Origin of the sequence: Flavobacterium limi (assembly GCF_010645075.1) — a bacterium.
GTDB classification, from domain to species: Bacteria; Bacteroidota; Bacteroidia; order Flavobacteriales; family Flavobacteriaceae; genus Flavobacterium; species Flavobacterium limi.
On sequence record NZ_JAADZV010000006.1, the window covers coordinates 171,424 to 192,815 of the forward strand.

Here is a 21,392-nt window from a genome sequence, read left to right on the forward strand (position 1 = left end):
CTCTAAATCAGCTTTTAAAACTAACTTTGTTGCATCAAATGCTTCGATAGCCCCAATTTAAGTCCAAGTAATTGTTATTTCATATGAAGTTGTATCATCATCTTTCGAAAATTGGCTTTTTAAAAAAAAGTTATGCTTTCAAATTCCTCTTTGTTGCTTTTATAGGTATTCATATTCCTTTGATCGGAATTTTGTTTTTTGTTTTGTATTTCGACAATACTATTCCGGCCACATCAGTTTTGATTTTTTCACTAATTATGACTTTGTTGGCAACAGCAATCACGCTTCTGGTTTTAAATCAGCTGATTAAACCAATTGTTATAGCTTCAAAATCATTGGATGAATACAGAAATCAAAGAAAATTATCGGTTTTGCCTACAGAATATCATGACGAAGCTGGTTTATTGATGAGCAATATTCAGGAATCCATTTTTGAGGCCGAAAGTTTTATAAATGAAAAGCAGGATTTAATTTATATGCTTTCGCATGATTTGAAAAACTTTGCAGGAAATCCTCAGGGACTTGCGAAACTCATTATTGAGGAAAAACCATCAGAGTCAATTAAGGATTTGGCTGAGTTGATTTGTGAATCAACAAATTTACAGTTTAGATATATTGAAAATTTTATTAAACTGCTGGATGAACAGGATCAGTTTATAAAAATAAATCCACAGCCAAGAAAAATATTTTTTCCGGAGGTATTGGATTTTGTCAATGAACAGGTAGAACAGCGCCTTATTGATAAAAATATTAGTCTGAACGTAAGTATAGAAACTGAAGAAACTATGCTTAAAATTGATGAGGGCTTATTAATTCAGGTATTAGTAAATTTAATCAGCAATGCTGTTAAGTTCTCTTATTTTGACAGCGAAATTATACTGAGGATTTTTACTGAAAATAATTCTTTGGTTATAACAGTCTCTGATAGGGGAATAGGTTTCAGTCAACATCAGATTGAGGAACTATTCAAAAAATTCACGAAAATGAGCCGACTTGGAACCGCCAACGAATCTTCAACAGGAATTGGTTTATATTTGTGTAAAAAAATTATTGAAAGAAATAAGGGAATACTAACAGCTTCCAGCGATGGTGCAAATAAAGGTGCCGAATTTAAAATAGTATTTGAAAACTGCTAATATTTTCTTTTGATAAATTCATAATTGACAATTGTGAAAAAATAGAAACACAAATCGGCTGAAATTTTTCCAAAAATAATTCCGAAGAAATAGTTTCCGAAAAGTATTGGCATCCAGTACATGCAAAAAGGGCGAATGATTAAAAAATCTAATATTGCTGGATATCCAAACTCTAAAATTAAGTTTTTTAAAAGTTTAAGGATTTCTAAAGAAGAAGTTCTTTGTCCTAAAAGTTTATTCTGTTTTACTGTTTTTTTATAAGAAGAGAATATAATCACACTGTAAAAAGCCAGGTATTCTGCAAACGTAATCAAATAAGCTGTTGTTAATCCGCCATAAATTTTGCTAAAAAGCGAGCTAATAAGTGCGGCACTAGTGCTTGCTAGTTCAGCATATTTGTATCGATTGAACCATTCTTTAAAATTTGATTTGGTAAACATTATTTTAAGTTGTGATATAAGATCCTAAGGTACTAAACTTTATTTTAGGATTTAAAATTTTAGGAAGTAGTACCTTAGAATTTAAAACTCAATCTTAATTATGGAAGAGAATAGGTCAAAACAGGTTTTCCCTCAGAACATTTGATGCCTGTTGGTTCTACTACTAACATAGCACAATCAGAGATAGCTCCCCATTTTTTATTGTATTCTTTTTGAGCATCTGAATATTTTTTTATTTTTTCTAAAAACTTCTCGGTATCAATTTTTTTAGAATATACAACATATGTTGCATAGCCTCCACAAGCTTTCGCACCCGTGGCAACATAACTCCATTCCTGAGGATTTGTACATGGTTCAGAGTTAGCCAGAGAAGCTGCAACAATCTCGTCGTACATTTTGTCTAATTTTTGAGAATCTTCTTCCTGGGAATTTTCATCATTACTGCAAGAAACAGCTATAAAAGAGACAATAAAAACAATAAAACTTAATTTTTTCATGGTTAGTGATTTAAGGTTGATTATTGTTAAGATGAGTTGATTGTAAAAGGGTTGCTTAAATCATGAGAAAAATTTATAAGATTTTACTTTTAAAATATTAGAAACTTAAATGTTTAATGTTTTACATCCTTTAAAAAACAATTACCACAACTGATGTACAGAGGGTTTTATGTATTCATTGTAAATTTTATTCATGTCTTCAATCTTTTCCGAGGATAATTTAGGCAGATTATAAACTGATAAATTAGAAAGTACATGATTTTCTTTTGAAGCACCCGGAATGATACAACTGATATCTTCAAAACTCAAAATCCATTGTAAAGCATAAGGAGCTAAATTTGTAGCATCAGGAAATAGTGCTTTTAATTCCTCAACAGTTTTAAGCCCTAATTCATAATCAATGCCTGAGAAAGTCTCCCCTTTGTCAAAGGCATCTCCGTTTCTGTTGAAATTTCTGTGATCTTGCGGTTCGAAAGTTGTTTTTGCATCAAATTTGCCGGTTAAGAGACCACTTGCTAATGGAACCCGGGCAATGATCCCGATATCTTTTTTCCTTGCTTCGGAGAAAAATAATTGTGAAGGACGCTGACGAAATAAATTAAAAATAATCTGTACAGTTGTAACGTTTGAATATTCTATTGCTTTCAAAGCTTCTTCTACTTTTTCAACGCTAACACCAAGATTTAAAATTTTTCCCTGCTCTTTCAGACGATCAAACAGTTCAAAAATTTCAGGCCGATAAAAAACATCAGTAGGAGGGCAGTGGAGTTGAATTAAGTCAAGAACTTCTACTCCCAGTCTTTTTAAGCTGTCTTCAATGTATTTTTGAAGTACTTTTGGCTGGTATCCTTCACTAACATGGGGATTAATATGTCGTCCACATTTTGTAGCTACATAAATACGCTCAGATCTCGAACGAACGACTCTTCCAACAGCGGTTTCACTTAAGCCGTTTTCATAAACATCTGCTGTGTCAATAAAGTTAACTCCATTATCAATTGCTGTATTTAAAAGCTCATCTGCAGTTTTGTTATCAAAAGCTGATCCCCATTTCCCTCCAACCTGCCAGGTGCCAAGTGAAATTTCGGATATATTAAAATTGGTCTTGCCTAATTTTCTGTAGTTCATTTTATTTCTTTTAAGGTTCTAAGTTGCTAAGGTTCTGAGTTGCTGAGATTTTATAAACTAAGTGAAAAAAAACTTAGAATTTTAGTGACTCAGAACCTTAGAATCTCTATTTAATCAAATAAATCAGAAGATAAATAACGATCACCGCGATCGCAGATAATAGCTACAATAACGCCTGATTCTAGCTGTTCTGCAATTTTAAGGGCTACAGCAACAGAACCACCACTGCTCATTCCTGCAAAAACTCCTTCTTCTAATGCTAGCCTTTTAGTCATTTCTCTTGCTTCCTTTTCACTTACATCCACAACGGTATCCACTTTTGAGGCATCAAAAATCTTTGGTAAATATTCCTGAGGCCATTTACGAATTCCAGGAATCTGGGATCCGTCGCTCGGCTGTGCCCCGATGATCTGAACATTTGGATTTTTCTCCTTCAAATAAGATGAGGTGCCAATAATGGTTCCGGTCGTCCCCATTGCTGACACAAAATGAGTTACAGTCCCTTCAGTATCTTCCCATATTTCGGGTCCTGTTGTTTTGTAATGTGCTTTCCAGTTGTCGTCATTCGCGAACTGATTTAACATTACGTAACCTCCTTCAGCTACTTTTTTGTCAGCGTAGTCACGTGAACCGATAATTCCTTCACTGGCAGGTGTCAAAATAACCGTTGCACCATAAGCGCGCATGGTTTGTGTACGTTCTTTTGTGGAATCTTCAGGTAACACTAATTCTATTTCAACCTGAAATAACTGAGCAATCATCGCTAGTGCAATTCCGGTGTTACCACTTGTAGCTTCAATTAATTTATCTCCTTTTTTGATATCACCTCTTTCCAGAGCCGATGCAATCATGTTATAAGCGGCCCTGTCTTTTACACTTCCGCCCGGGTTGTTGCCTTCGAGTTTTAATAAAAGTTTTACGTTTTTATTTTTGACCAGATTGACAGTTTCCATTAGTGGAGTATTACCAATCAGGTTGATTAATTTCTGTGGTTTCATTCTATTTTTTTTCTTTTATTTTAACTTCGGTTGTAGTGGTATTCAATACTATTGAATCTGCAGGGATTGATTTGGTTACCCAGGCGTTTCCTCCCACAATGCTATTTTTGCCTATAATGGTTTCGCCTCCCAAAATGGTTGCATTGGCATAAATACAAACATTTTTTTCAACAGTTGGATGGCGTTTGGCATTTTTCATGTCTTTACTCACGCTCAGGGCACCCAAGGTAACTCCCTGATAAATTTTTACGTGTTTTTCTATTACAGTTGTTTCCCCTATAACAATTCCGGTGGCATGATCAATAAAAAACGGTGAAGCAATGTTCGCTCCGGCGTGAATATCAGTTCCTGTAATTCGATGCGCATATTCGCTCATTAATCGTGAAAATAGTAACAAATCGAGTTTGTATAATTCATGGCTTAACCTGTAAATTGCAATTGCATAGAAGCCGGGATATCCCAGATAAACTTCGTCTATGCTGTTTGAGGCAGGATCATTTTCTAAAATATATTCGGCATCCTGATTCAGTTTCTCTAAAACTTCAGGTAGTTTTTCCAGAAAAAGGTCCCACATAGATCCACATAATCTTTCCGGTTTTTTGCATGCCATGACAGCAATTTCTTTAAAACGAAATTCCAGCTCGTCAATGCTTTCATCTAAAACAGCGTTTGAATCAAAAAGAGTATAAAAAAGCTTTTCTGTAAACTCTTCGGTTTTAGTTTTAATGCCGTAATTTATGTTAGAATGGCTTTTTAAAGCTTTGATATTTTGTATGATAAGATCTTTTGACACAATTGTAAAATTGAATGGATAATTTGAAACGTTAAAAGTAAGGTGTTTTTTGTAAATAAAAGCATGAATTCCCTAAAGAAATTTTATATTGAAAATTCAATTTGTGATAAATAAAATAAATTTTGAGAACAGTAATTTATAAGATTGTTAAGAACTTAAATGTGTAAATTAGCAAGTAAAACAGAGTAAAATGAAAAAAGATTCTACTTTTAAGAGTGCTATTTCTAATCTTTCATTTCCAGAAACTGAGAAAGTTTCAGGGAAATCAATACATGATCCTGTTTTAGGGCTTATTGTTAAAGACCATCCTTCCTTTTGCGATAGTGATTTTATCTCTTTTCAGGAATTAAATAAGTATCGGCAGAAATATATTTCGGATTATTTAACTAATGAAATCGGTGCGCTTTCTGATCTTGAGAAAAGTGTTATTTCTTCTTTAAATGAAGATAAATCGATTGTGAGTATTGTAGAAGATGAAGATGAAAAGAGGAATTTCGGGCAAAAAATCGCTGACAAAGTAGCTGATTTTGGCGGAAGCTGGACTTTTATCATTTCGTTTATAATTTTTATTGTGATTTGGATTGGGTCTAATGTTTATGTTTTAATGAACAAAGGTTTCGATCCATACCCATTTATTTTACTGAACCTTATTTTATCATGCATCGCAGCTTTGCAGGCACCGGTAATTATGATGAGCCAGAATCGTCAGGAAGAAAAAGACCGTACCCGTGCCAAAAAAGATTATATGATTAACCTGAAATCTGAATTAGAAATCAGGATGATTCATGATAAAATTGATCATTTGATTATGCACCAGCAACAAGAGTTAATCGAAATCCAAAAAGTCCAGATCGAGATGATGAATGATATTTTAAATCAAATAAAAAAATAATCCGGATCAAAAAAGTTAAAGATAGAAATGTTTATAATAGTATCCTCCAATCATAAATACAGCATTTATAATTCCCGAAGCCCAAAGTAATTTATTGTAATTTTTGGCTTTGTCTAAAAAATGCAAAGCTACTATCCCTAAAAAAATAAGCGAAGTGTAGATTGCAGGATACATCTTAAAAGCGGCTAAAAAATCACCCTGAAAAAGTAAAAACAAGGCACGTTGGAATCCGCAGCCGAAACATTCAATTCCGAATAAGGTTTTACTGAAACAAGGCAGCATATATTTTTCTAAATCCAACGGTTTTGTTTTTACAATTTTACAAAAATAGATATAAGATTTAAATTAGGACAGAGGTACTACTTTAAAGTTTCTTATTTTTGAGGTCTTATATTAAAAATATGAAAGCTTTTAAAATTCTAATAATGGTTCTTGCAATTTCGGTTGCATTGTACCAACAGGTTTCTGAAGATAAAAATATCTATATAACAGTAATTGCAATTGCAGTATTTATGTTTGGCATGATGCAGTTAAGCGCAAAGACACCAAGTAAAAATCAGGAAAAAGAAGAAGAGGATGCTGAATAAAGGAGATAAGGTTTCTGTTCTGGACGAAGCCATTAACGGAACGGTAGTTTCTGTTAAAAATAACGAAGTTTTGATCGAATCTGAAGATGGGTTTATGATGACGTTTCTTGTCAATGAATTAATCAAGGTACAAGATTCAAGTAACTTAATGAATTCAATTAAAAGAATTGATTTGGATTCTGTATCAAAACAAAAAGAAGAGCCAAAACCACGAAGTTTTGTGAAAGAGAAGAGAGATAAGCGCGAAATTTCGGCTCCGGAATTTGATTTACACATCGAAAAATTAGTTCCGAACAAACGCGGAATGTCGAATTATGATATTTTGACACTGCAGACTGAAACTGCAAAGAGACATATTGAATTTGCAATTAAAAACCGTATTCCGAAGATTGTTTTTATACACGGGGTTGGTGAAGGGATTCTGAAAGCCGAACTTGATTTTTTGTTAGGCCGGTATGACGGTATCGATTTTCAGGATGCAAATTATCAAAAATATGGTCTTGGAGCTACAGAAGTTTATTTTAAGCAAAACAAATAACCGATTCGCTTTTAGAAAATTATTTTATAAGGGTTAAAAAAAGCGTCCTTTTTTAATTCATACTTCTTAATAAAGTAAGACTAAAAAAGGACGTTTAATTTACAAGAAAAAAGAGTTTTTTTAAATCTGTTTTAAAGCTTAATTAGATGTTGTGAATAGCTCACCTAGTAAGAAACTATTTCCTAATTTAAAGTTTACGTTTCCATTATCTAAAATTACATCTCTTAATATGATGACATGTTTAAAAACTCCCGGTCCTACACTGGTGGTGGTTACTTCAATAATGCCGGTTTGTCCCGCTACGCCGTCCAGTCCGGTCCAGGTTTGGGTAATGGCAGGACTTGACGGAATTGGAGTTTTACAGAAATAATCAGTTGGAATAAACCCATTATAAACATTGTATACGACCCTGTTTTGAGTTGGACTAATTAAGCCAGTTCTTGGAGTTCCAGAAGGTGTAGTTTCATTGGCAATCAGAGCAGGGTCAATATTGTTTATCATTAAGGATGTTACGTCATCAAAATTGTATACTACTTTTCCGTTAGTCGTAGAAGTGCATAAATCAGCACTTTCATCAAATGTTAAGTCTAAGCCATCAACAGTTGTATCAATATCCCCAAAAACAAAATCAGGTCCTACCTGTTTTCCGGCAGGTTTGGAATAAGTAAGGTTTTTAAATGAAATACTATGTGTATATCCAACTATTCGGGTACTGTTTTCGGTCGTGTTTGGTGGGCCGTATTTAGCTTTTGTTACAATTACAATTGTACCGTTTTTAGCATACCATTCATCAGTTACATTTGGTAATGATGGTCTAATAGCATCACAAATATTAGTTTTTGCTACAGTTCCGTCATATGTTCTGTATACCAGTCTGTAATTGATGTTGTCAATATCAAAAGTTTGTTCACCTGCCACATTTTCTAGTTTGTCTTCAGGCATTTGTAATAATAAACTTTCCTGGTTTTTTAGTTTATAAAGAAGTTCGTAAGTATCTGTACAATTTTCGATTTTAATATCCGGGTTGTCAAAATCAAAAGTTTCTACAGTTAAATCCCCATCGTCACATCCGTTTAACAAAAGGGCGAATAAAAGCAGGCATGCGTATTTTTTCATCGTAATTTTATTTGCATCAAAAATAGTGAAAAATTTCGCAAATGATATTTAAGAATTGACAATTGATATTTCATAACTTTGCCTTAATGAAAAAAGTATACCTTGATAACGCTTCTACTACTGCCATGCGACCTGAAGTTGTTCAGGAAATGACAAGAATTATGATGGATGATTATGGAAATCCGTCTTCTACACACAGTTTTGGGAGAAATACAAAAACAATTATTGAGCTTTCCAGAAAAAATATCTCAAAATATCTCAATTGTTCGGCTCAGGAAATAATTTTTACTTCAGGTGGTACCGAAGCAAATAACTGGATCCTTCGCTCTGTTGTAGAAGATCTGAAAGTGCAGCGAATTGTCACCTCTAAAATTGAGCATCATGCTGTTTTATATACAGCTCTGGCCTTGCAGTCTGATTATAATATTCAGGTCGATTATGTGAATATAAATCCTGACGGGAGTGTCGATTTAACGCATTTGTCTAATTTATTATCTCAAGAAATAAAGACAATTGTAAGCTTGATGCATGTTAATAATGAAACAGGGACTATTTTAGATATGGAAAGAGTTAGTGTGATCTGCAAACAATATAATGCGCTGTTTCATTCTGATACTGTACAGTCTGTTGGAAAAACCAAAATTGATTTACAAAAATGTTCCGTAGATTTTATCGTGGCGAGTGCTCATAAATTTCATGGACCAAAAGGTGCTGGTTTTGCTTTTGTTCGAAAAAATTCAGGGTTACAGCCTTTACTTTTTGGCGGAGAGCAGGAAAAAGGATTGCGTGCCGGAACAGAGGCTGTTCATCAAATTGCCGGAATGGCAACAGCTTTAGCAATTTCATATGAAAACCTTGAAACCGAGCGTGAATATATTTTTGGTTTGAAAATGTATTTGATAACTCAGTTTGAAATTCATTTTCCGGATTTCCGGATTGTGGGTAAAAAAGACGATTTTTATAATATTATAAATATTGTTTTACCTTTTTCACAAGATAAAACTGCAATGTTGCTATTTAGTCTGGATATGAAAGGAATAGCGGTTTCGAGAGGAAGCGCCTGCCAGTCCGGAAGTGTAAAGCCTTCACATGTTTTAAAAGAAATACTTTCGGAGACCGATTTAAAATTACCTAATCTCCGGGTTTCATTCAGTCATTACAATACCAAAGAGGATATTGATTTGTTGATTGAGGGGCTTAAAATAATGTAGTTGTCGATTATTTACGGATTACTTTTACCTGCGAATCATTTGTTAATTTAATGATTGTTGAAGGTTTTCCAGCAACTTTATCACGATATAAATTCACGACATAATCAACTCCTTTGATAATTTCAGGATTAATATCTTTAAATGCAATTGGTGTTGGCTGTCCTGAAATATTAGCAGAAGTAGACACTAATGGCTTTTTCATTCTCTCTAATAATTTAAAACAAAAAGGTTCTTTTACCAATCGAATTCCAAGTGAATTGTCAACAGCAATGATGTTTGGAGCAACATTTCGCGGTTCGTCTAAAATTAAAGTTGTTGGTTTTTCAGATAAATCAAGAATTTGCCAGGCTACTTCGGGAATATTTTTAAAAACATTGTACATCATTTTTTCGCCATTCATTAATACAATCATGCTTTGAGTTTCTGCACGTTTTTTAAGCTTATATATTTTGGCAACTGCATCAGGGTTTGTAGCATCACAGCCAATTCCCCAAACAGTATCAGTTGGATAAAGAATGATACCGCCTTCTTTTATTATTTCGAAAGCTTTATGTATTTCTTCATTAAGATTTTCCATTTTTATATTTAGAATTGAATATTAATAATTACCCATGCAAAGAAACGAATAAAAAGTTCAAATTACCAGATCGTTTTACTCACAGATTGTATAGACAAATGTTAAAAAATATTTGCAGTAAAAATAATTTGTCAAATATCAATATATATTAAAGCAGTCTTTTTTCAGTTTTTTTTAATAATAATAATAGTTTTAGGTTTATTGTTCTATTATATTATATTTGCATTCAAAAGTGCTTATTTTCTTGTTTAAAGACTGTTAAAATTCAATAAGATTGTTAAAGTGGGATTTTTCTGCTGTTAAGTATAGGCTGAAATATAAGCACTCCAATTATATACTATATTGTAAAAAATAATTACGTTTAATGATTTTAGTTTAAGAAAGAGATGAGGTTAATACAGGTTACTGTTTCAAGAGGTTGGCGAGGACACGAACAAAAGATCATATACTTATATGAGGCATTTAAGGAATTTGGATATGTAGATGAGCAATGGATTATATGTCCGGATGATTCTGAAACTTTTAAAATTGCAACTCAGAAAGGCATGAATGTTATTCCACTAAATAATAAATCAGAATATGATTTAAAGTACGCTAAAAGGTTTTCAAAAATAGCAAAGGAGCTTAATGCAGATTTAGTGTTTATACACAATAGTCATTCTCATACACTGATGGTACTGTCAAAGCTGTTTTTTAGCCTCAGACAGCCTTTGGTTTTGTGCAGAACTTTAATAAAAAGAGTTGATACAAACTTTTTTAGAAAATGGAAGTATGATTATAGCGGCATAAAAAAAATTATATGTGTTTCATATCCGGTAGTTGATATTTTAAAACCAGTTGTAAAAGATCATAGTAAATTATGTGTAGTAGGCTGTGTAACTGATGTACATAAATTTACCAAAACAGAGAAAACCGGTGTTTTGCATAAACAGTTTAATATCCCTTCAGATTATAAAATTATTGGTAATATAGCTGCTTTTGTTGATTTCAAGGATCATGTTACCTGGGTAAATACAGTCGCAGAACTGGTAAAAAGAGGAGTTAAAGCCAAATATATTTTAATTGGTAAAGGTCCTTTAGAAATGAAAATAAGAAAACAAATTTCGGAATTAGGTTTAGAAAACGAAATTATTTTAGCAGGTTTTAGAACAGATATACCGGAAGTGCTGCCTGAGTTTGATTTATTATTATTTACTTCAAACTGCGAACCGTTAGGAGGTGTAGTTTTGGAATCCTATGCTTGCAGAGTACCTGTTGTTGCAGCAAACGCAGGAGGAGTTCCGGAAGTTGTTATAGATAATCAAACAGGGTTGCTGGCTGAGGTTGGAAATGCATTGTCGTTTGCTGATAAGGTAGAGCAGATGTTAAATGATACAGTGCTCCAAAAGAATTGTACTGTAAATGGGCGGAAATTTCTAATGGAAAATTGTACAAAAGAAGTTGTTTCAAAAAAGATGATTAAAGAACTAAAAGAAGTTTTACAGAAAAATAATAATTAAAAAGTTGGAATTTAAATTAAACAATTTTCTACGTAGAAAGTACAATCAAACAAGAGCTATTTTATTAAATAAATATTCCAACGACGATGCAGAAGTAACAAAAGCAAAATATTTTTGTAAAAACAAAAAAATATTGAATTTAGATGATCCTAAAGAATTTATGGAAAAAATTCAATGGCTGAAGTTGCATCACTATAAAGAGGAGTATGGTAAATATGTAGATAAATTTGCTGTACGCTCTTTTGTTGAATCGAAAGTAGGTGGACAATATCTAAATGAAGTAATTGGAATATATGATAACGTTGAGCAAATTGATTTCGAAAGTTTACCTAAACAATACGCTATAAGAGGAACTCATGGTTCAGGATATAATGTGGTTGTAAAGAATGCTTCCTCAATTAATCATATTGACCAGAAAAATAAACTAAAATCCTTTCTAAAAAGTAATTATTATAATAAATATAGAGAAACTATCTATAGAGATGTTAAGCCCAGACTTTTAATTGAAAAATATATTTCAAATTGTGAAGACGGTTTAGTTGATTACAAATTCTACTGTTTTCATGGACAGCCCAAATATATTCTTGTAAAGAAGGCTGAACACGGGAAGGAAAAAAAATGTTTCTACGATTTGAACTGGAAAAAGATTGTTTCCAGTGAAGACGATGCAAACTGGCTGAAATCAGAAATAGAGAAGCCGGCAAATTTTAATGAAATGCTAAAAGTTGCCAGCAAATTATCTGATCAGTTTATTTTTGTGAGGGTAGATTTATATTCTATAGAAGACAGGGTTTTGTTTGGTGAACTTACTTTTTTTCCAACAGGAGGGCATAAAAGGTTACCTGTAGATTATTTAAATCTCGAAATGGGAAATTTAATTAAGCTTCCTGTTTGATTTTTTCCTTGAGAAATAAATTTTAAAATACCCTTTCATCCTGTTAACAACCGGGATTCTAAATCCCATTTGTTTTTTTATTACATTTATGCAGGGAGTGCATTTGCCACAAGCCTTATTTTTTCGAGGCTTATGACAAAACCAGGTTAAGTACATGATATTTTCCCACTTGTTTTTTATCGCAATATCCAGCATATCCCTTTTAGACAGCATAGTGACCGGGAAAGAAAAATGCTTAAATACGGGAGCAATTTTATTGTATTTCTCCTGATTTAACGTGTTTGTAAGATCTGCATTTATAAAATTTGTCATTAAAAAATAAGTAAGTGAATCTGTTCTTAGGTTTTTATCATTACTGATCTCTATATTACTTAAATTATGATTATGACAAAATTGAGCAAGCCAGCTGTATTGAGGGCCTAATCTTACAAGTGAATTGATATATTTTGAACTTTCTTCTATTTCTTTATTAATAGTAAGATCTTCCTCAGCATACCAGACAGGAAGGATACGCTGATAAGCTTCAGGATATAATTCTTTGATTTTTTCCTGGATTTTTTTAATTCCCTCCATCTCAACCTTGAGTGATCTTCGGGTTTTGTCAATGACATATATGGGCTGAACATTTTCTTTTTCGACTAATATTATTTGTAAAAGTCTAAAAGTAGAATCCCATCCACTTGTCCACAATAAATTACGAGTAGGCATTTCTTATATAGTAATGTTTATGATACGAATAAAAATTTAAGTTGTAAATGTAATATTTACAATCTGAAATTAAATCCTTAAAAATAATGATTTGGATAATATTTGTTTTTTTAATATAGTCTTTTTTTTTCTTGTTAATAGAATTTTAATCTTAAAAATGAGTTGTTTAAATAGATCACTTTTTTAGGATGAAAGGCGAAAAAGCATTATTTTTACTACTTAATTACAGGTTCTGGTTTTAATGGTTAACATTAAGCCATGACTTAAATTACTAAATAAGCCGATATTTAATGGAAGTTATATTTCATTATTAAAACGAAATTTTATAAAATGTATAAAGCCATTAAATTATATTTCAGATTACAAAAACTAGCCCGTAAATTAAAAAAAGAAGGAAAGAAGATTGATTTTTTAAGCGAATTAAAATATGATTCATATGTTTTAATTGTTGATGTTAAAATACCTGAGTTTAATAAAGATTCGGGTTCCAGAAGGTTAACAGAGATTATAAAAATTCTTCTGAAGAATAAAGTCGGTGTCTTTTTATTGGCTGATTTTAAAGAATATCGTTATAAATCAGATTATATCGAAATTTTTAAAGAAATGGGTGTTGTTGTTTATGAACCGGCTGTTGACAATAAAGGAAAACTGATTACAAAAAATGAGTTTCTAAAAATAATACTGCCAAAAGTACATTTTGCATGGCTCCATCGTCCTGAAATTTTTGAGAAATATTTTCCTATAGTAAAAATTACGAAACCAGATATGAAAGTGTTTTTTGATATGGTCGATTTTCATTATCTAAGATTTAAAAGAGAATCTGAATTATTGAAAGACCCCAAAATAATGGAAGTTGCTAATAAGTACCTGAATTTAGAGTTGGATAACTGTAAAAAAGCAGATAAGATTATTGTAATCTCTGATTTAGAAGGAAAAACTTTAAAAGACTATTATAACGAAGAATCTAAGATAATAACGATTGGAAATATTCATCAGTTTATAAAAAATGAAAATCCTGTTTCGTTTGAAGACAGAAAAGATTTATTATTTATAGGTGGTTTTGATCATAAACCAAACGTTGATGCAGTAGAATATCTTTACGAAGAAATCATGCCTTCATTGTGGAAATCTCAACCTGAAATTTCGATTTCAATTATTGGGAGCAATCCTCCGGATTCAATATTGAAACTGCATTCTGATAAATTTAAAATTATTGGTTACGTAAAAGACGTATCTCCTTATTTTTTAAATTCGAAGATTTTTGTAGCGCCACTGCGTTACGGAGCCGGAATAAAAGGAAAAATAGGACAAAGTATTGAATTTGGCCTTCCGCTGGTTACCACAAATATTGGTGCCGAAGGATTTGATTTTGGAGAAAATACGCAATATATTGTAGGAAATACAAGTCAGGAAATTGTAATGAACATCCTTTTATTGTATCAAAATCAGGAAATTTGGAATAAGATAAGCTCTGAATCTGAAAAAGTGATTGAACCTTTTTCTTCTCAGACAATCGAGCAGAAAATTCTATGCCTGGTAAAATAATTTACGATAGTTTAAATACTGTATTCACCCAGTTTTCGATTGTATATTTATAGTAAATTTTTTCGTCTAAAGGCTCATACGGTTTAGTGAGAAATTCAGGACTTATGTTTATTTCTGTATTTTCATCCAATACTAAAATATTATTCGGATTATAAAAATCATAGTCCTTTATTGATGCATTTGTAGTGATGATTTTTCGCTGCATGGCTAATGCTTCAAAAATCCGGAAGCTTAATCCATTATGGTCTTTTCGGATCAGATCAAGAAATATTTTTGAGTTTTCAAAGTCCTCATTTAAATCTTCAGGCAGTAGTGTTCTTCTGGAGTAGATAATATTTTGATTGCAGTTTTGAGGAGCTTTTTTACCAACAGCGATAAATTTAAAAGGTACGCTGTGATTAGAAAGATAATCAGCCATTTTATTCAGAAAATCAAAACGCTCATCTATTGAAATTACAATAAAAATGTTACCATTTGTATTGTCAATTACCCTTTCTTTTTTCTCAAGGTAGATATAATTAGGGATAAAAGTGAAATTATATTTTTGAACATCAATTAAATCAAATGAAAATATTTCATCAAATGTACCATAAGGTAAATGGTCTATTGGAAACCTTCTGCAGCTGTCATAAATATAAGTCAGATATTTATCGGTCTGTTTTTTTATTTCTAAATGGGCTTTTTTGCTTATTTTATCAGGGCGTATAAACAAAATGACATCCTGATGCCCTAATTTTTTTATCTGCTGTACAATGAATTCTTCCTGCGCCTGATGTTTTCTGTTTTTTTTTAAAACTAATTTATCAAAAGTATTTCCAAGCCGGTCAAAAACCGATTTGTATTTATACTTAAATTTAGAAGCATCGATATGATGGGTTTCGATACTTCTTTTTTGTAATTCAATAACAATATTGTGGTCAAAAAAGGTTGAATCAAAACTAATCAGACAGATTTTCATAAATGTAGTGGCTTTAATTATGCTTTATCAAAAAGTTTTTGGGTGCTTTCAATCATTGAATTTTTCTCGTTCAGTACAAAAGTCCTGAAATCTAAAAACTCTGAAAAAGCTTCATCATAATTGTTCATTAAGTGATTAATGAGTGCGATAACCTTTTCAGGCTGCATTTCGTTTTCGTGAAGCTTATATTTTTCCGGTATTCCTAAATCTTCTTTAAAACCAGAAGTTCCGTCGCGGCCGGTTAACAGGCAGACTCCTGAAACAAGAGCTTCCCTGGGAATTTTATCACGGCCTGGAAAGTAACCAAAATCGATATGAAGTTTTGCTTTTCTCAAAGTATCTCTCATTTCTTCTCTGGACATTCCTGATAAGGGTTTCCATGTATATTGAGGGAGAAGTGTCATATATTTTTCAATCTTATCAAGCCCTTTTTTGGGATTATAAGTAATGATGTCCTCTTTTGTAAAAGCTTCCGGAAGGTTATCAAAAAATAGCTCCGTAACATAATCGCATAAATAAGCAATTTCATTATCGAGCTTTTTTGTGAGCAAAAATTCTTTAGTTCTTTGTGACTGGTACCAATGTGAAACAGTTGGGTTAGGTTCAAAACGATATTCTGTATGTTTAAAAGGTACAATGAGTTGTCTAATCCAGTTTTTTTTCTTTTCACGGCTATTCATCAGCATTTCATAAAAATCAAGACTCAGCCACCACACTTTTTTTTGCGACAAAGGATATTTGGCAATCAGATTGGTCATTGATTCCGGTATGATTATGACATTATCGATACTGTCTTTTACTCTTGTAACATAGGGCACATTATAATTTTTATAAAAAGGATGTACGGGATCTTTTTTATATTTGGAGTATAACATTCTGGCATTATATCCTAATGTGTTTAAAATATAACCTAATTGATGTAATGCTTCTGGTCCCCCGGTAGCTTTTTTGGGAGGACAAATGATATATATGTTTTTCGGCATAATTATTTAAAGGCACTATAAACTACATTGTTGATCCAGCCATCCAGGGTGTATTTATTAAAAATGGCATCAGGTATTTTTACATATTCTTTCTCGAAAAATGAAACAGGAATATCGGGATTTTTTTCGTCAATAATTAAAATATTGTTCGGATTATAAAAATCATAATTTTTGATATCTGAATTTGTAGTAATTAGTTTTTTATTCAGACCAAGGCTTTCAAATACTCTAAAAGTTAATCCGTTTTGGTTTTTTCGGTTGATGTCAAGTAAAACCTGAGAACCGTTTATGTGTTTATTGATCTCAGATAGTGGGATTGGTTTTGTAATATATTCCATAGATGCTATTCGCTTTTTGATTTTCTTATTGTATACGAATAATTTATGACTGATTTTTTTTGATTCCAGATCAGTGGCAATTTTAGACAGGACAGAAATTCTCTTGTCTTCAGAAATAATATTAAAAACTTTCTGCTCAATGGGATTTTCTGGCTTGTCAGGTGTCAGGTTGTAAATCCAATTTGTTGCAAATTTTAGATGATATTTTTCGCAGTCTTCTTTTTCAAAAGAAAAAACTTCATCAAAATAGGGAATAACTTTAATTATTTTAGGGCACCGAATCGTATTATCATTAAAGTACGCAAATGTTTTTTTAGCATATTTTTTTAATTCTAAAATGCTTTTAGGATCAATAAAATCACCTTTAATTACTAATATGATATCTTGTTGGGTGTCATTCATTTTTAATGTTTCGATTATCCTTTTACCAAAATGTATTCTTTTTAGATTTTTTTTCAAGAATGTTTTTAGAAAAAAGTTATAAACTTTGTACAGGATATTAGGGTATTTATATGTGAATTCATTAAAGTTAATATGTTGGACATCGTGTCCTTTTTCTTCAAGGGCATTTACAAGGTGTTTGTTAAACCCCCAATTGTCAAGGCTTATTATTGTAATACGCATATAATGTTTTTTTAAAATCCATATTGCATAATAAATTGAACATTTAAAATTACAATTTATTGTACTGGATTCTTTGATTTGTAAGTTTTCTTATAAAAATTACTTTGGATAATATTTTCGAAATTATTTCTAAGCTATACTTCATAGATGTGGGGAAATCAGAATAGTTGCGTTTATAAATAGTTAAATTGTAATTAGTTTTTGATGCAAATGATGTGAAAACAAAAAAAAGCCAACTCATAAGAGCTGGCTTTTTTGTTGAGAATCAGAGATGTATTTCTTAGTCTGTAAGTTTCTATTTTATTTTATAGAGTCCAATTGATTTTTTTATTTGTTTACTAAAGAAAACCATTTTTACATAAAGCATGTTTTTTAAACTTAGAAAAAACCAGTCTTTATAAGGAATAATTTCCTGCGATATCAGATTACTTAATTCTCCTGAAACAATAAATTCATTCTTTAAGTCCTGCCATTTTACATTATCATAACCATCAAATTCATTGACTTTGTTTTTTTCATGTATGATAGACATCCAGAGCCTTTTATCAGTTACCTGAATAATTCGGCTTTCTTTTTTCCATTGGGTATGGTCATTAAACCAGACAGTTTTTGGATTTTCATTCTTTTCAATCAGACTGATAAAAGGATTAAAAACATGTTCTTTTTTTCCTAAAATGTATATTGGTTTTATTTGTAGCGAGTATCCTTTTATAACATCAATGGCAAGGAAATCCTGAGAAGCAAATTTTTTCTGAACTTCATCAATAAAATACTTGCTGATTACATCATCATTATCGATTCTTGTGGTAATCAGATAAGGCTTTTCGCTGGTTGTAGCTTTTTGAATTTCAGGATAGAATTCATTCATTCCGTTAATAAAAAACAGTTTGATATTCTCTGTTGCGGATGTTAAATCCGTTATTTTTGTTTTGTATTTTTCTGCAGTTGTAGTATCTAAATAAAGCAGCCAGGTAAAATTTTTATTGGATTGTGCTTTAACAGATGGGAGGCAAAAGTTTTCAAAGAGCCACATTCTGTCTTCCATCCACTCATCAGTCAGAAGTTCTTCATTGTTTTTAGTAACATCCCAATTTGGGTTTTTAAGGTTAAATCGGGTAATTAGATAGTGTTCGAACATCTGTTTTGTTGTTAAATAGCGAATAAACTTTTGCGTAAAATTAAATTAATTATTTGAAGAGTAAAATCCAAATCGTTACTTTTGTAAAAAACGTAAAACTGAATTAAATGCATGGAGTTTATCATCCAGATTTTCTAAGCAAAAAGGAAGAAATAAGAGATGCTGTAGAAAATTATGAAACAAAAGGAACGCTGTTTGTTGATGGAAAGAGGAATAAAATTAAAACTTTTGATTTAGGAGAAGTAACACTTAATGTAAAATCGTTTAAAGTTCCAAATTTTGTAAATAAAGTTGTCTACGCTTTTTTCAGACCTTCAAAAGCGCGTCGTTCTTATGAATTTGCTACTATTTTGGTTGAAAAAGAAATAGGTACCCCAACACCAATCGCTTATTTCGAAAATTTTAAGGGAGTCCTTTTGGATAGTTATTATGTTTGTGAGCAAATTTATCCGGAGCTGACTTTTAGAGAATTAACCAATGATTTTGATTATCCTGATCATGAAATAATTTTGAGGCAGTTTACAAAGTTTACGTTTAACCTGCATCAAAATGGAATTGAGTTTTTAGACCACACTCCGGGAAATACTCTGATTAAAAAAAATCCTGCGGGTTCTTACTCGTTTTTTTTAGTGGACTTAAACAGAATGAAATTTCATAAAGAAATGAGTCTGAACAAGCGGATTCTGAACTTTTCAAAATTAACTCCAAACAGAAAGATTCTTGAAGTGATGAGTGACGAATATGCCAAGCTTTATGGCGCTTCCTATAATGAAGTCTTAAAAGTAATGATTGCTGGCGCAGAAGCTTTCAGAGATAAATTTCATCGAAAAAAACGATTAAAAAAGACATTAAAGTTTTGGAAAAAATAATGGCCGATACCCCTAAAAATATGAAAGCATCTGTAATAATGAGTACCTATAATGCCGAAGAATGGCTTGAAAAGGTCATTTGGGGATTAAGTATTCAAACCGAAACCAATTTTGAAATTATTATTGCTGATGATGGTTCCAGGCCAAAAACGAAAGAATTATTAGATAACCTGAGAACTCAGATCTCTATGCCTTTAATACATGTTTGGCAGGAGGATAATGGTTTTCAGAAATCTCAGATTTTAAATAAAGCAATAATGGCTTCCAGTTCGGATTATCTCATTTTTACCGATGGAGACTGCATTCCGAGAAAAGACTTTGTAGCAACGCATCTGAATTACAGAGAAAAAGGCTATTTCCTTTCAGGAGGTTATTTTATGCTGCCTATGGATATCTCTAAAGCTATTACCAAAAATGATATTTTATCACAGAATTGTTTTGATGTAAAATGGCTTATCCAGAATGGCTTAAAAAAATCATTCAAAAATTCTAAATTGACAGCTTCAGGGCTTTTGGCTAAATTTTTAAATGCTGTAACTCCTACAAAAGCTACCTGGAACGGACATAATGCATCAGGCTGGAAAGAAGACCTGGTTTTTATAAACGGTTTTAACCAGGAAATGCAATACGGAGGGCAGGATAGAGAGTTAGGAGAGAGGCTTTTTAATAAAGGACTTAAATCCAAACAAATCCGCTATAGTGCTATTGTGGTACATTTAGACCATGCCAGAGGGTATGTAAACGAAGCAACCTGGAAGAAAAACTTCGCAATCAGAGAAAATACAAAAAAGAATAAAGTTGTAAAAACTACAATAGGGATCGATTCTAATTAGCTTTTAGATATTCTTCTAAAACAGGAATGATTAAATCTGGTGTAAAAACCTGATATAAATCCATAGCCTGATTCTTCATTTCTTTAGCCGACTTTTCGCCGTATAATTCAGGTTTCAGGTCTTTTAAGTGTACTGAAACGTTTTTTATTCCGTCGTCAAAACTATTCCAGGCTTCTTTTTTAATCCAGGTTGAAAAAATAGTAAATGTTGGTTTGTTTAGTGCTTTCGCCATATTTACGGCTCCGCCTTCGTTGCCAATTAAGGCATCACAATGGTATGTAATTGATAAAAATTCTCGGATGGATTTGGGAACAATATCAATTTTGATGTTTTTTTGTGTCTCAGGCTGACATAAATCAAAGATTTCCTGTGCTTCTTGTAATTGTGACGGAATATAATTGAATAATAATGTAGCATTTGTATCCGAAACAATTTTATCCAGAAGTTCAGCCATATATTTGCCAGGATAGGTTTTCGTTTTTCCGCTTCCTAAAACCCCAATCATGTATGTTTTTTTAGAAAAATCAATTTGGTTCTGAATCAGAATTTGTTTTCCGTTTTCAATCTCAGAGTCTTTCAGAAAGATTTCCGGCTTAACTTTTAACGCCTTTTTCAGGTCAAACGATTGTAGTAGAAGCATTCTGTTTTCAAGAGCCAGTCCTGCTGTTGTTTTGGGTACAGAAAGTTCTTTAACAGTATGGGTATAAATTAAGTTAGTGTAAGATTTGTAAAAACCGATTTTGGTTTTCGCTCCGGAGAAAGCAGTAATCATATTGCTTTCCAGTTTTCCATATGCATCAATAATAATATCGTATTTTGATTTTCTGATCTTAAGACAAAACTTTAAAAGTTGAATTTTACTTTTTTTGGACTCATCCGTAAAAAGTATAAGATTATCAATATTTGGATTGTTTTCAACAACCGGACTTGTAAAGGGATAAATTAAGTAATCTATTTGTGCTGTTGGATATTCATTTTTCAAAGTATTGCAAATTGTTGAACTCGCGAGCACATCGCCAATCATTTTTTGTTGAATTACAAGTATCTTCATATAGAAATCGAATCTTTTAAGAGAGTACAAATTGAAGT

The 21,392-nt window shown here is 31.9% G+C and carries 24 protein-coding genes; 10 read left to right on the forward strand and 14 right to left on the reverse strand.

Translation table 11 applies throughout. The annotated features are described in order from the left end of the window. Positions 1-83: 83 nt before the first annotated feature. Positions 84-1,136: a sensor histidine kinase gene (locus tag GXM16_RS13765; protein ID WP_163395027.1), complete on the forward strand. Its 1,053-nt coding sequence runs from the start codon at positions 84-86 to the stop codon at positions 1,134-1,136. Here GXM16_RS13765 and GXM16_RS13770 read toward each other — a convergent pair. From GXM16_RS13770 to epsC, 5 genes are all read right to left on the reverse strand, one after another. Continuing rightward, on the reverse strand, positions 1,133-1,576 hold the full coding sequence (locus GXM16_RS13770; protein ID WP_163395029.1) for a hypothetical protein: 444 nt from the start codon (positions 1,574-1,576) through the stop codon (positions 1,133-1,135). The two genes, GXM16_RS13765 and GXM16_RS13770, sit on opposite strands and share 4 nt — an antisense overlap. Positions 1,577-1,674: 98 nt before the next feature. Beyond that, a complete protein-coding gene (locus tag GXM16_RS13775; RefSeq protein WP_163395031.1) occupies positions 1,675-2,073 on the reverse strand; it encodes a hypothetical protein in 399 nt (132 codons plus the stop codon). A gap of 141 nt (positions 2,074-2,214) precedes the next feature. Next, entirely contained in the window at positions 2,215-3,201 is a 987-nt protein-coding gene (locus tag GXM16_RS13780; RefSeq protein ID WP_163395032.1) for an aldo/keto reductase, read from the reverse strand. Positions 3,202-3,311: 110 nt separating this feature from the next. Further along, positions 3,312-4,199 (reverse strand): cysteine synthase CysM, encoded by an 888-nt coding sequence (gene cysM / locus GXM16_RS13785; RefSeq protein WP_163395033.1) that lies wholly within the window; start codon positions 4,197-4,199, stop codon positions 3,312-3,314. 1 nt (position 4,200) lies between these two features. Next, on the reverse strand, positions 4,201-4,992 hold the full coding sequence (gene epsC / locus GXM16_RS13790) for a serine O-acetyltransferase EpsC (protein ID WP_163395034.1): 792 nt from the start codon (positions 4,990-4,992) through the stop codon (positions 4,201-4,203). A 190-nt stretch (positions 4,993-5,182) separates the two neighbouring features. On the opposite strand from epsC, the gene GXM16_RS13795 reads away from it, so the two are divergent. Beyond that, entirely contained in the window at positions 5,183-5,884 is a 702-nt protein-coding gene (locus GXM16_RS13795; protein ID WP_163395036.1) for a DUF1003 domain-containing protein, read from the forward strand. 15 nt (positions 5,885-5,899) lie between these two features. Here the strand turns inward: GXM16_RS13795 and GXM16_RS13800 are convergent, their stop codons facing one another. Next, the gene (locus GXM16_RS13800) at positions 5,900-6,184 is read right to left on the reverse strand and encodes a DUF2752 domain-containing protein (RefSeq protein ID WP_163395037.1); all 285 of its coding nucleotides are present in this window, start codon (positions 6,182-6,184) and stop codon (positions 5,900-5,902) included. A gap of 101 nt (positions 6,185-6,285) precedes the next feature. Between GXM16_RS13800 and GXM16_RS13805 the strand changes: the two genes are divergently transcribed. Both GXM16_RS13805 and GXM16_RS13810 read left to right on the forward strand, forming a co-directional pair. Beyond that, entirely contained in the window at positions 6,286-6,471 is a 186-nt protein-coding gene (locus GXM16_RS13805) for a hypothetical protein (RefSeq protein WP_163395038.1), read from the forward strand. Next, positions 6,461-7,009 carry a Smr/MutS family protein gene (locus tag GXM16_RS13810; protein WP_163395039.1) on the forward strand — a complete coding sequence of 183 codons (549 nt, stop codon included), beginning with the start codon at positions 6,461-6,463 and terminating at the stop codon, positions 7,007-7,009. Before GXM16_RS13805 ends, GXM16_RS13810 begins: the two co-directional genes overlap by 11 nt. 138 nt (positions 7,010-7,147) lie before the next feature. Here the strand turns inward: GXM16_RS13810 and GXM16_RS13815 are convergent, their stop codons facing one another. After that, the gene (locus GXM16_RS13815) at positions 7,148-8,125 is read right to left on the reverse strand and encodes a hypothetical protein (protein ID WP_163395040.1); all 978 of its coding nucleotides are present in this window, start codon (positions 8,123-8,125) and stop codon (positions 7,148-7,150) included. A gap of 86 nt (positions 8,126-8,211) precedes the next feature. On the opposite strand from GXM16_RS13815, the gene GXM16_RS13820 reads away from it, so the two are divergent. Beyond that, a complete protein-coding gene (locus GXM16_RS13820; protein WP_163395041.1) occupies positions 8,212-9,336 on the forward strand; it encodes a cysteine desulfurase family protein in 1,125 nt (374 codons plus the stop codon). Between the two features lie 7 nt (positions 9,337-9,343). On the opposite strand, the gene GXM16_RS13825 is transcribed toward GXM16_RS13820, so the two are convergent. Then, positions 9,344-9,913 carry an L-threonylcarbamoyladenylate synthase gene (locus GXM16_RS13825; protein WP_163395042.1) on the reverse strand — a complete coding sequence of 190 codons (570 nt, stop codon included), beginning with the start codon at positions 9,911-9,913 and terminating at the stop codon, positions 9,344-9,346. A gap of 386 nt (positions 9,914-10,299) precedes the next feature. Between GXM16_RS13825 and GXM16_RS13830 the strand changes: the two genes are divergently transcribed. Further along, positions 10,300-11,412 carry a glycosyltransferase family 4 protein gene (locus GXM16_RS13830; protein ID WP_163395044.1) on the forward strand — a complete coding sequence of 371 codons (1,113 nt, stop codon included), beginning with the start codon at positions 10,300-10,302 and terminating at the stop codon, positions 11,410-11,412. Positions 11,413-11,416: 4 nt separating this feature from the next. After that, complete coding sequence (locus GXM16_RS13835) at positions 11,417-12,307, forward strand: ATP-grasp fold amidoligase family protein (protein ID WP_163395046.1); 891 nt, start codon at positions 11,417-11,419, stop codon at positions 12,305-12,307. Here the strand turns inward: GXM16_RS13835 and GXM16_RS13840 are convergent. Further along, positions 12,287-13,015, reverse strand: coding sequence for a hypothetical protein (locus tag GXM16_RS13840; RefSeq protein WP_163395047.1), 729 nt, complete (start codon positions 13,013-13,015; stop codon positions 12,287-12,289). The genes GXM16_RS13835 and GXM16_RS13840 overlap by 21 nt on opposite strands. A 330-nt stretch (positions 13,016-13,345) precedes the next feature. Here GXM16_RS13840 and GXM16_RS13845 point away from each other — a divergent pair, with 330 nt between their 5' ends. Next, entirely contained in the window at positions 13,346-14,560 is a 1,215-nt protein-coding gene (locus GXM16_RS13845) for a glycosyltransferase (RefSeq protein WP_163395049.1), read from the forward strand. A 1-nt stretch (position 14,561) separates the two neighbouring features. On the opposite strand, the gene GXM16_RS13850 is transcribed toward GXM16_RS13845, so the two are convergent. The 4 genes from GXM16_RS13850 to GXM16_RS13865 form a co-directional block, all read right to left on the reverse strand. Beyond that, complete coding sequence (locus GXM16_RS13850) at positions 14,562-15,518, reverse strand: WaaS/CpsH family glycosyltransferase (RefSeq protein ID WP_163395051.1); 957 nt, start codon at positions 15,516-15,518, stop codon at positions 14,562-14,564. Between the two features lie 17 nt (positions 15,519-15,535). Continuing rightward, positions 15,536-16,501, reverse strand: a complete 966-nt coding sequence (locus tag GXM16_RS13855) for a hypothetical protein (protein ID WP_163395052.1) — start codon at positions 16,499-16,501, stop codon at positions 15,536-15,538. A 2-nt stretch (positions 16,502-16,503) separates the two neighbouring features. After that, positions 16,504-17,463, reverse strand: a complete 960-nt coding sequence (locus tag GXM16_RS13860) for a WaaS/CpsH family glycosyltransferase (protein WP_163395054.1) — start codon at positions 17,461-17,463, stop codon at positions 16,504-16,506. Positions 17,464-17,758: 295 nt separating this feature from the next. After that, a complete protein-coding gene (locus tag GXM16_RS13865; protein ID WP_163395056.1) occupies positions 17,759-18,601 on the reverse strand; it encodes a glycosyltransferase in 843 nt (280 codons plus the stop codon). Between the two features lie 107 nt (positions 18,602-18,708). Between GXM16_RS13865 and GXM16_RS13870 the strand changes: the two genes are divergently transcribed. Next, positions 18,709-19,470: a Kdo domain containing protein gene (locus GXM16_RS13870; RefSeq protein WP_163395057.1), complete on the forward strand. Its 762-nt coding sequence runs from the start codon at positions 18,709-18,711 to the stop codon at positions 19,468-19,470. A 20-nt stretch (positions 19,471-19,490) separates the two neighbouring features. Further along, positions 19,491-20,303 carry a glycosyltransferase family 2 protein gene (locus tag GXM16_RS13875; protein ID WP_163395059.1) on the forward strand — a complete coding sequence of 271 codons (813 nt, stop codon included), beginning with the start codon at positions 19,491-19,493 and terminating at the stop codon, positions 20,301-20,303. On the opposite strand, the gene GXM16_RS13880 is transcribed toward GXM16_RS13875, so the two are convergent. Continuing rightward, positions 20,296-21,354: a glycosyltransferase family 9 protein gene (locus GXM16_RS13880; protein ID WP_163395061.1), complete on the reverse strand. Its 1,059-nt coding sequence runs from the start codon at positions 21,352-21,354 to the stop codon at positions 20,296-20,298. The two genes, GXM16_RS13875 and GXM16_RS13880, sit on opposite strands and share 8 nt — an antisense overlap. Positions 21,355-21,392 lie beyond the last annotated feature (38 nt).

Excerpts from the sequence above, each read along its gene's own strand:
- GXM16_RS13765 (WP_163395027.1), top strand. The coding sequence starts at position 84 with ATGAAGTTGTATCATCATCTTTCGAAAATTGGCTTTTTAAAAAAAAGT.
- GXM16_RS13770 (WP_163395029.1), bottom strand. The coding sequence starts at position 1,576 with ATGTTTACCAAATCAAATTTTAAAGAATGGTTCAATCGATACAAATAT.
- GXM16_RS13775 (WP_163395031.1), bottom strand. The coding sequence starts at position 2,073 with ATGAAAAAATTAAGTTTTATTGTTTTTATTGTCTCTTTTATAGCTGTT.
- GXM16_RS13780 (WP_163395032.1), bottom strand. The coding sequence starts at position 3,201 with ATGAACTACAGAAAATTAGGCAAGACCAATTTTAATATATCCGAAATT.
- cysM (WP_163395033.1), bottom strand. The coding sequence starts at position 4,199 with ATGAAACCACAGAAATTAATCAACCTGATTGGTAATACTCCACTAATG.
- GXM16_RS13795 (WP_163395036.1), top strand. The coding sequence starts at position 5,183 with ATGAAAAAAGATTCTACTTTTAAGAGTGCTATTTCTAATCTTTCATTT.
- GXM16_RS13805 (WP_163395038.1), top strand. The coding sequence starts at position 6,286 with ATGAAAGCTTTTAAAATTCTAATAATGGTTCTTGCAATTTCGGTTGCA.
- GXM16_RS13810 (WP_163395039.1), top strand. The coding sequence starts at position 6,461 with ATGCTGAATAAAGGAGATAAGGTTTCTGTTCTGGACGAAGCCATTAAC.
- GXM16_RS13815 (WP_163395040.1), bottom strand. The coding sequence starts at position 8,125 with ATGAAAAAATACGCATGCCTGCTTTTATTCGCCCTTTTGTTAAACGGA.
- GXM16_RS13820 (WP_163395041.1), top strand. The coding sequence starts at position 8,212 with ATGAAAAAAGTATACCTTGATAACGCTTCTACTACTGCCATGCGACCT.
- GXM16_RS13825 (WP_163395042.1), bottom strand. The coding sequence starts at position 9,913 with ATGGAAAATCTTAATGAAGAAATACATAAAGCTTTCGAAATAATAAAA.
- GXM16_RS13830 (WP_163395044.1), top strand. The coding sequence starts at position 10,300 with ATGAGGTTAATACAGGTTACTGTTTCAAGAGGTTGGCGAGGACACGAA.
- GXM16_RS13840 (WP_163395047.1), bottom strand. The coding sequence starts at position 13,015 with ATGCCTACTCGTAATTTATTGTGGACAAGTGGATGGGATTCTACTTTT.
- GXM16_RS13845 (WP_163395049.1), top strand. The coding sequence starts at position 13,346 with ATGTATAAAGCCATTAAATTATATTTCAGATTACAAAAACTAGCCCGT.
- GXM16_RS13850 (WP_163395051.1), bottom strand. The coding sequence starts at position 15,518 with ATGAAAATCTGTCTGATTAGTTTTGATTCAACCTTTTTTGACCACAAT.
- GXM16_RS13855 (WP_163395052.1), bottom strand. The coding sequence starts at position 16,501 with ATGCCGAAAAACATATATATCATTTGTCCTCCCAAAAAAGCTACCGGG.
- GXM16_RS13860 (WP_163395054.1), bottom strand. The coding sequence starts at position 17,463 with ATGCGTATTACAATAATAAGCCTTGACAATTGGGGGTTTAACAAACAC.
- GXM16_RS13865 (WP_163395056.1), bottom strand. The coding sequence starts at position 18,601 with ATGTTCGAACACTATCTAATTACCCGATTTAACCTTAAAAACCCAAAT.
- GXM16_RS13870 (WP_163395057.1), top strand. The coding sequence starts at position 18,709 with ATGCATGGAGTTTATCATCCAGATTTTCTAAGCAAAAAGGAAGAAATA.
- GXM16_RS13875 (WP_163395059.1), top strand. The coding sequence starts at position 19,491 with ATGAAAGCATCTGTAATAATGAGTACCTATAATGCCGAAGAATGGCTT.
- GXM16_RS13880 (WP_163395061.1), bottom strand. The coding sequence starts at position 21,354 with ATGAAGATACTTGTAATTCAACAAAAAATGATTGGCGATGTGCTCGCG.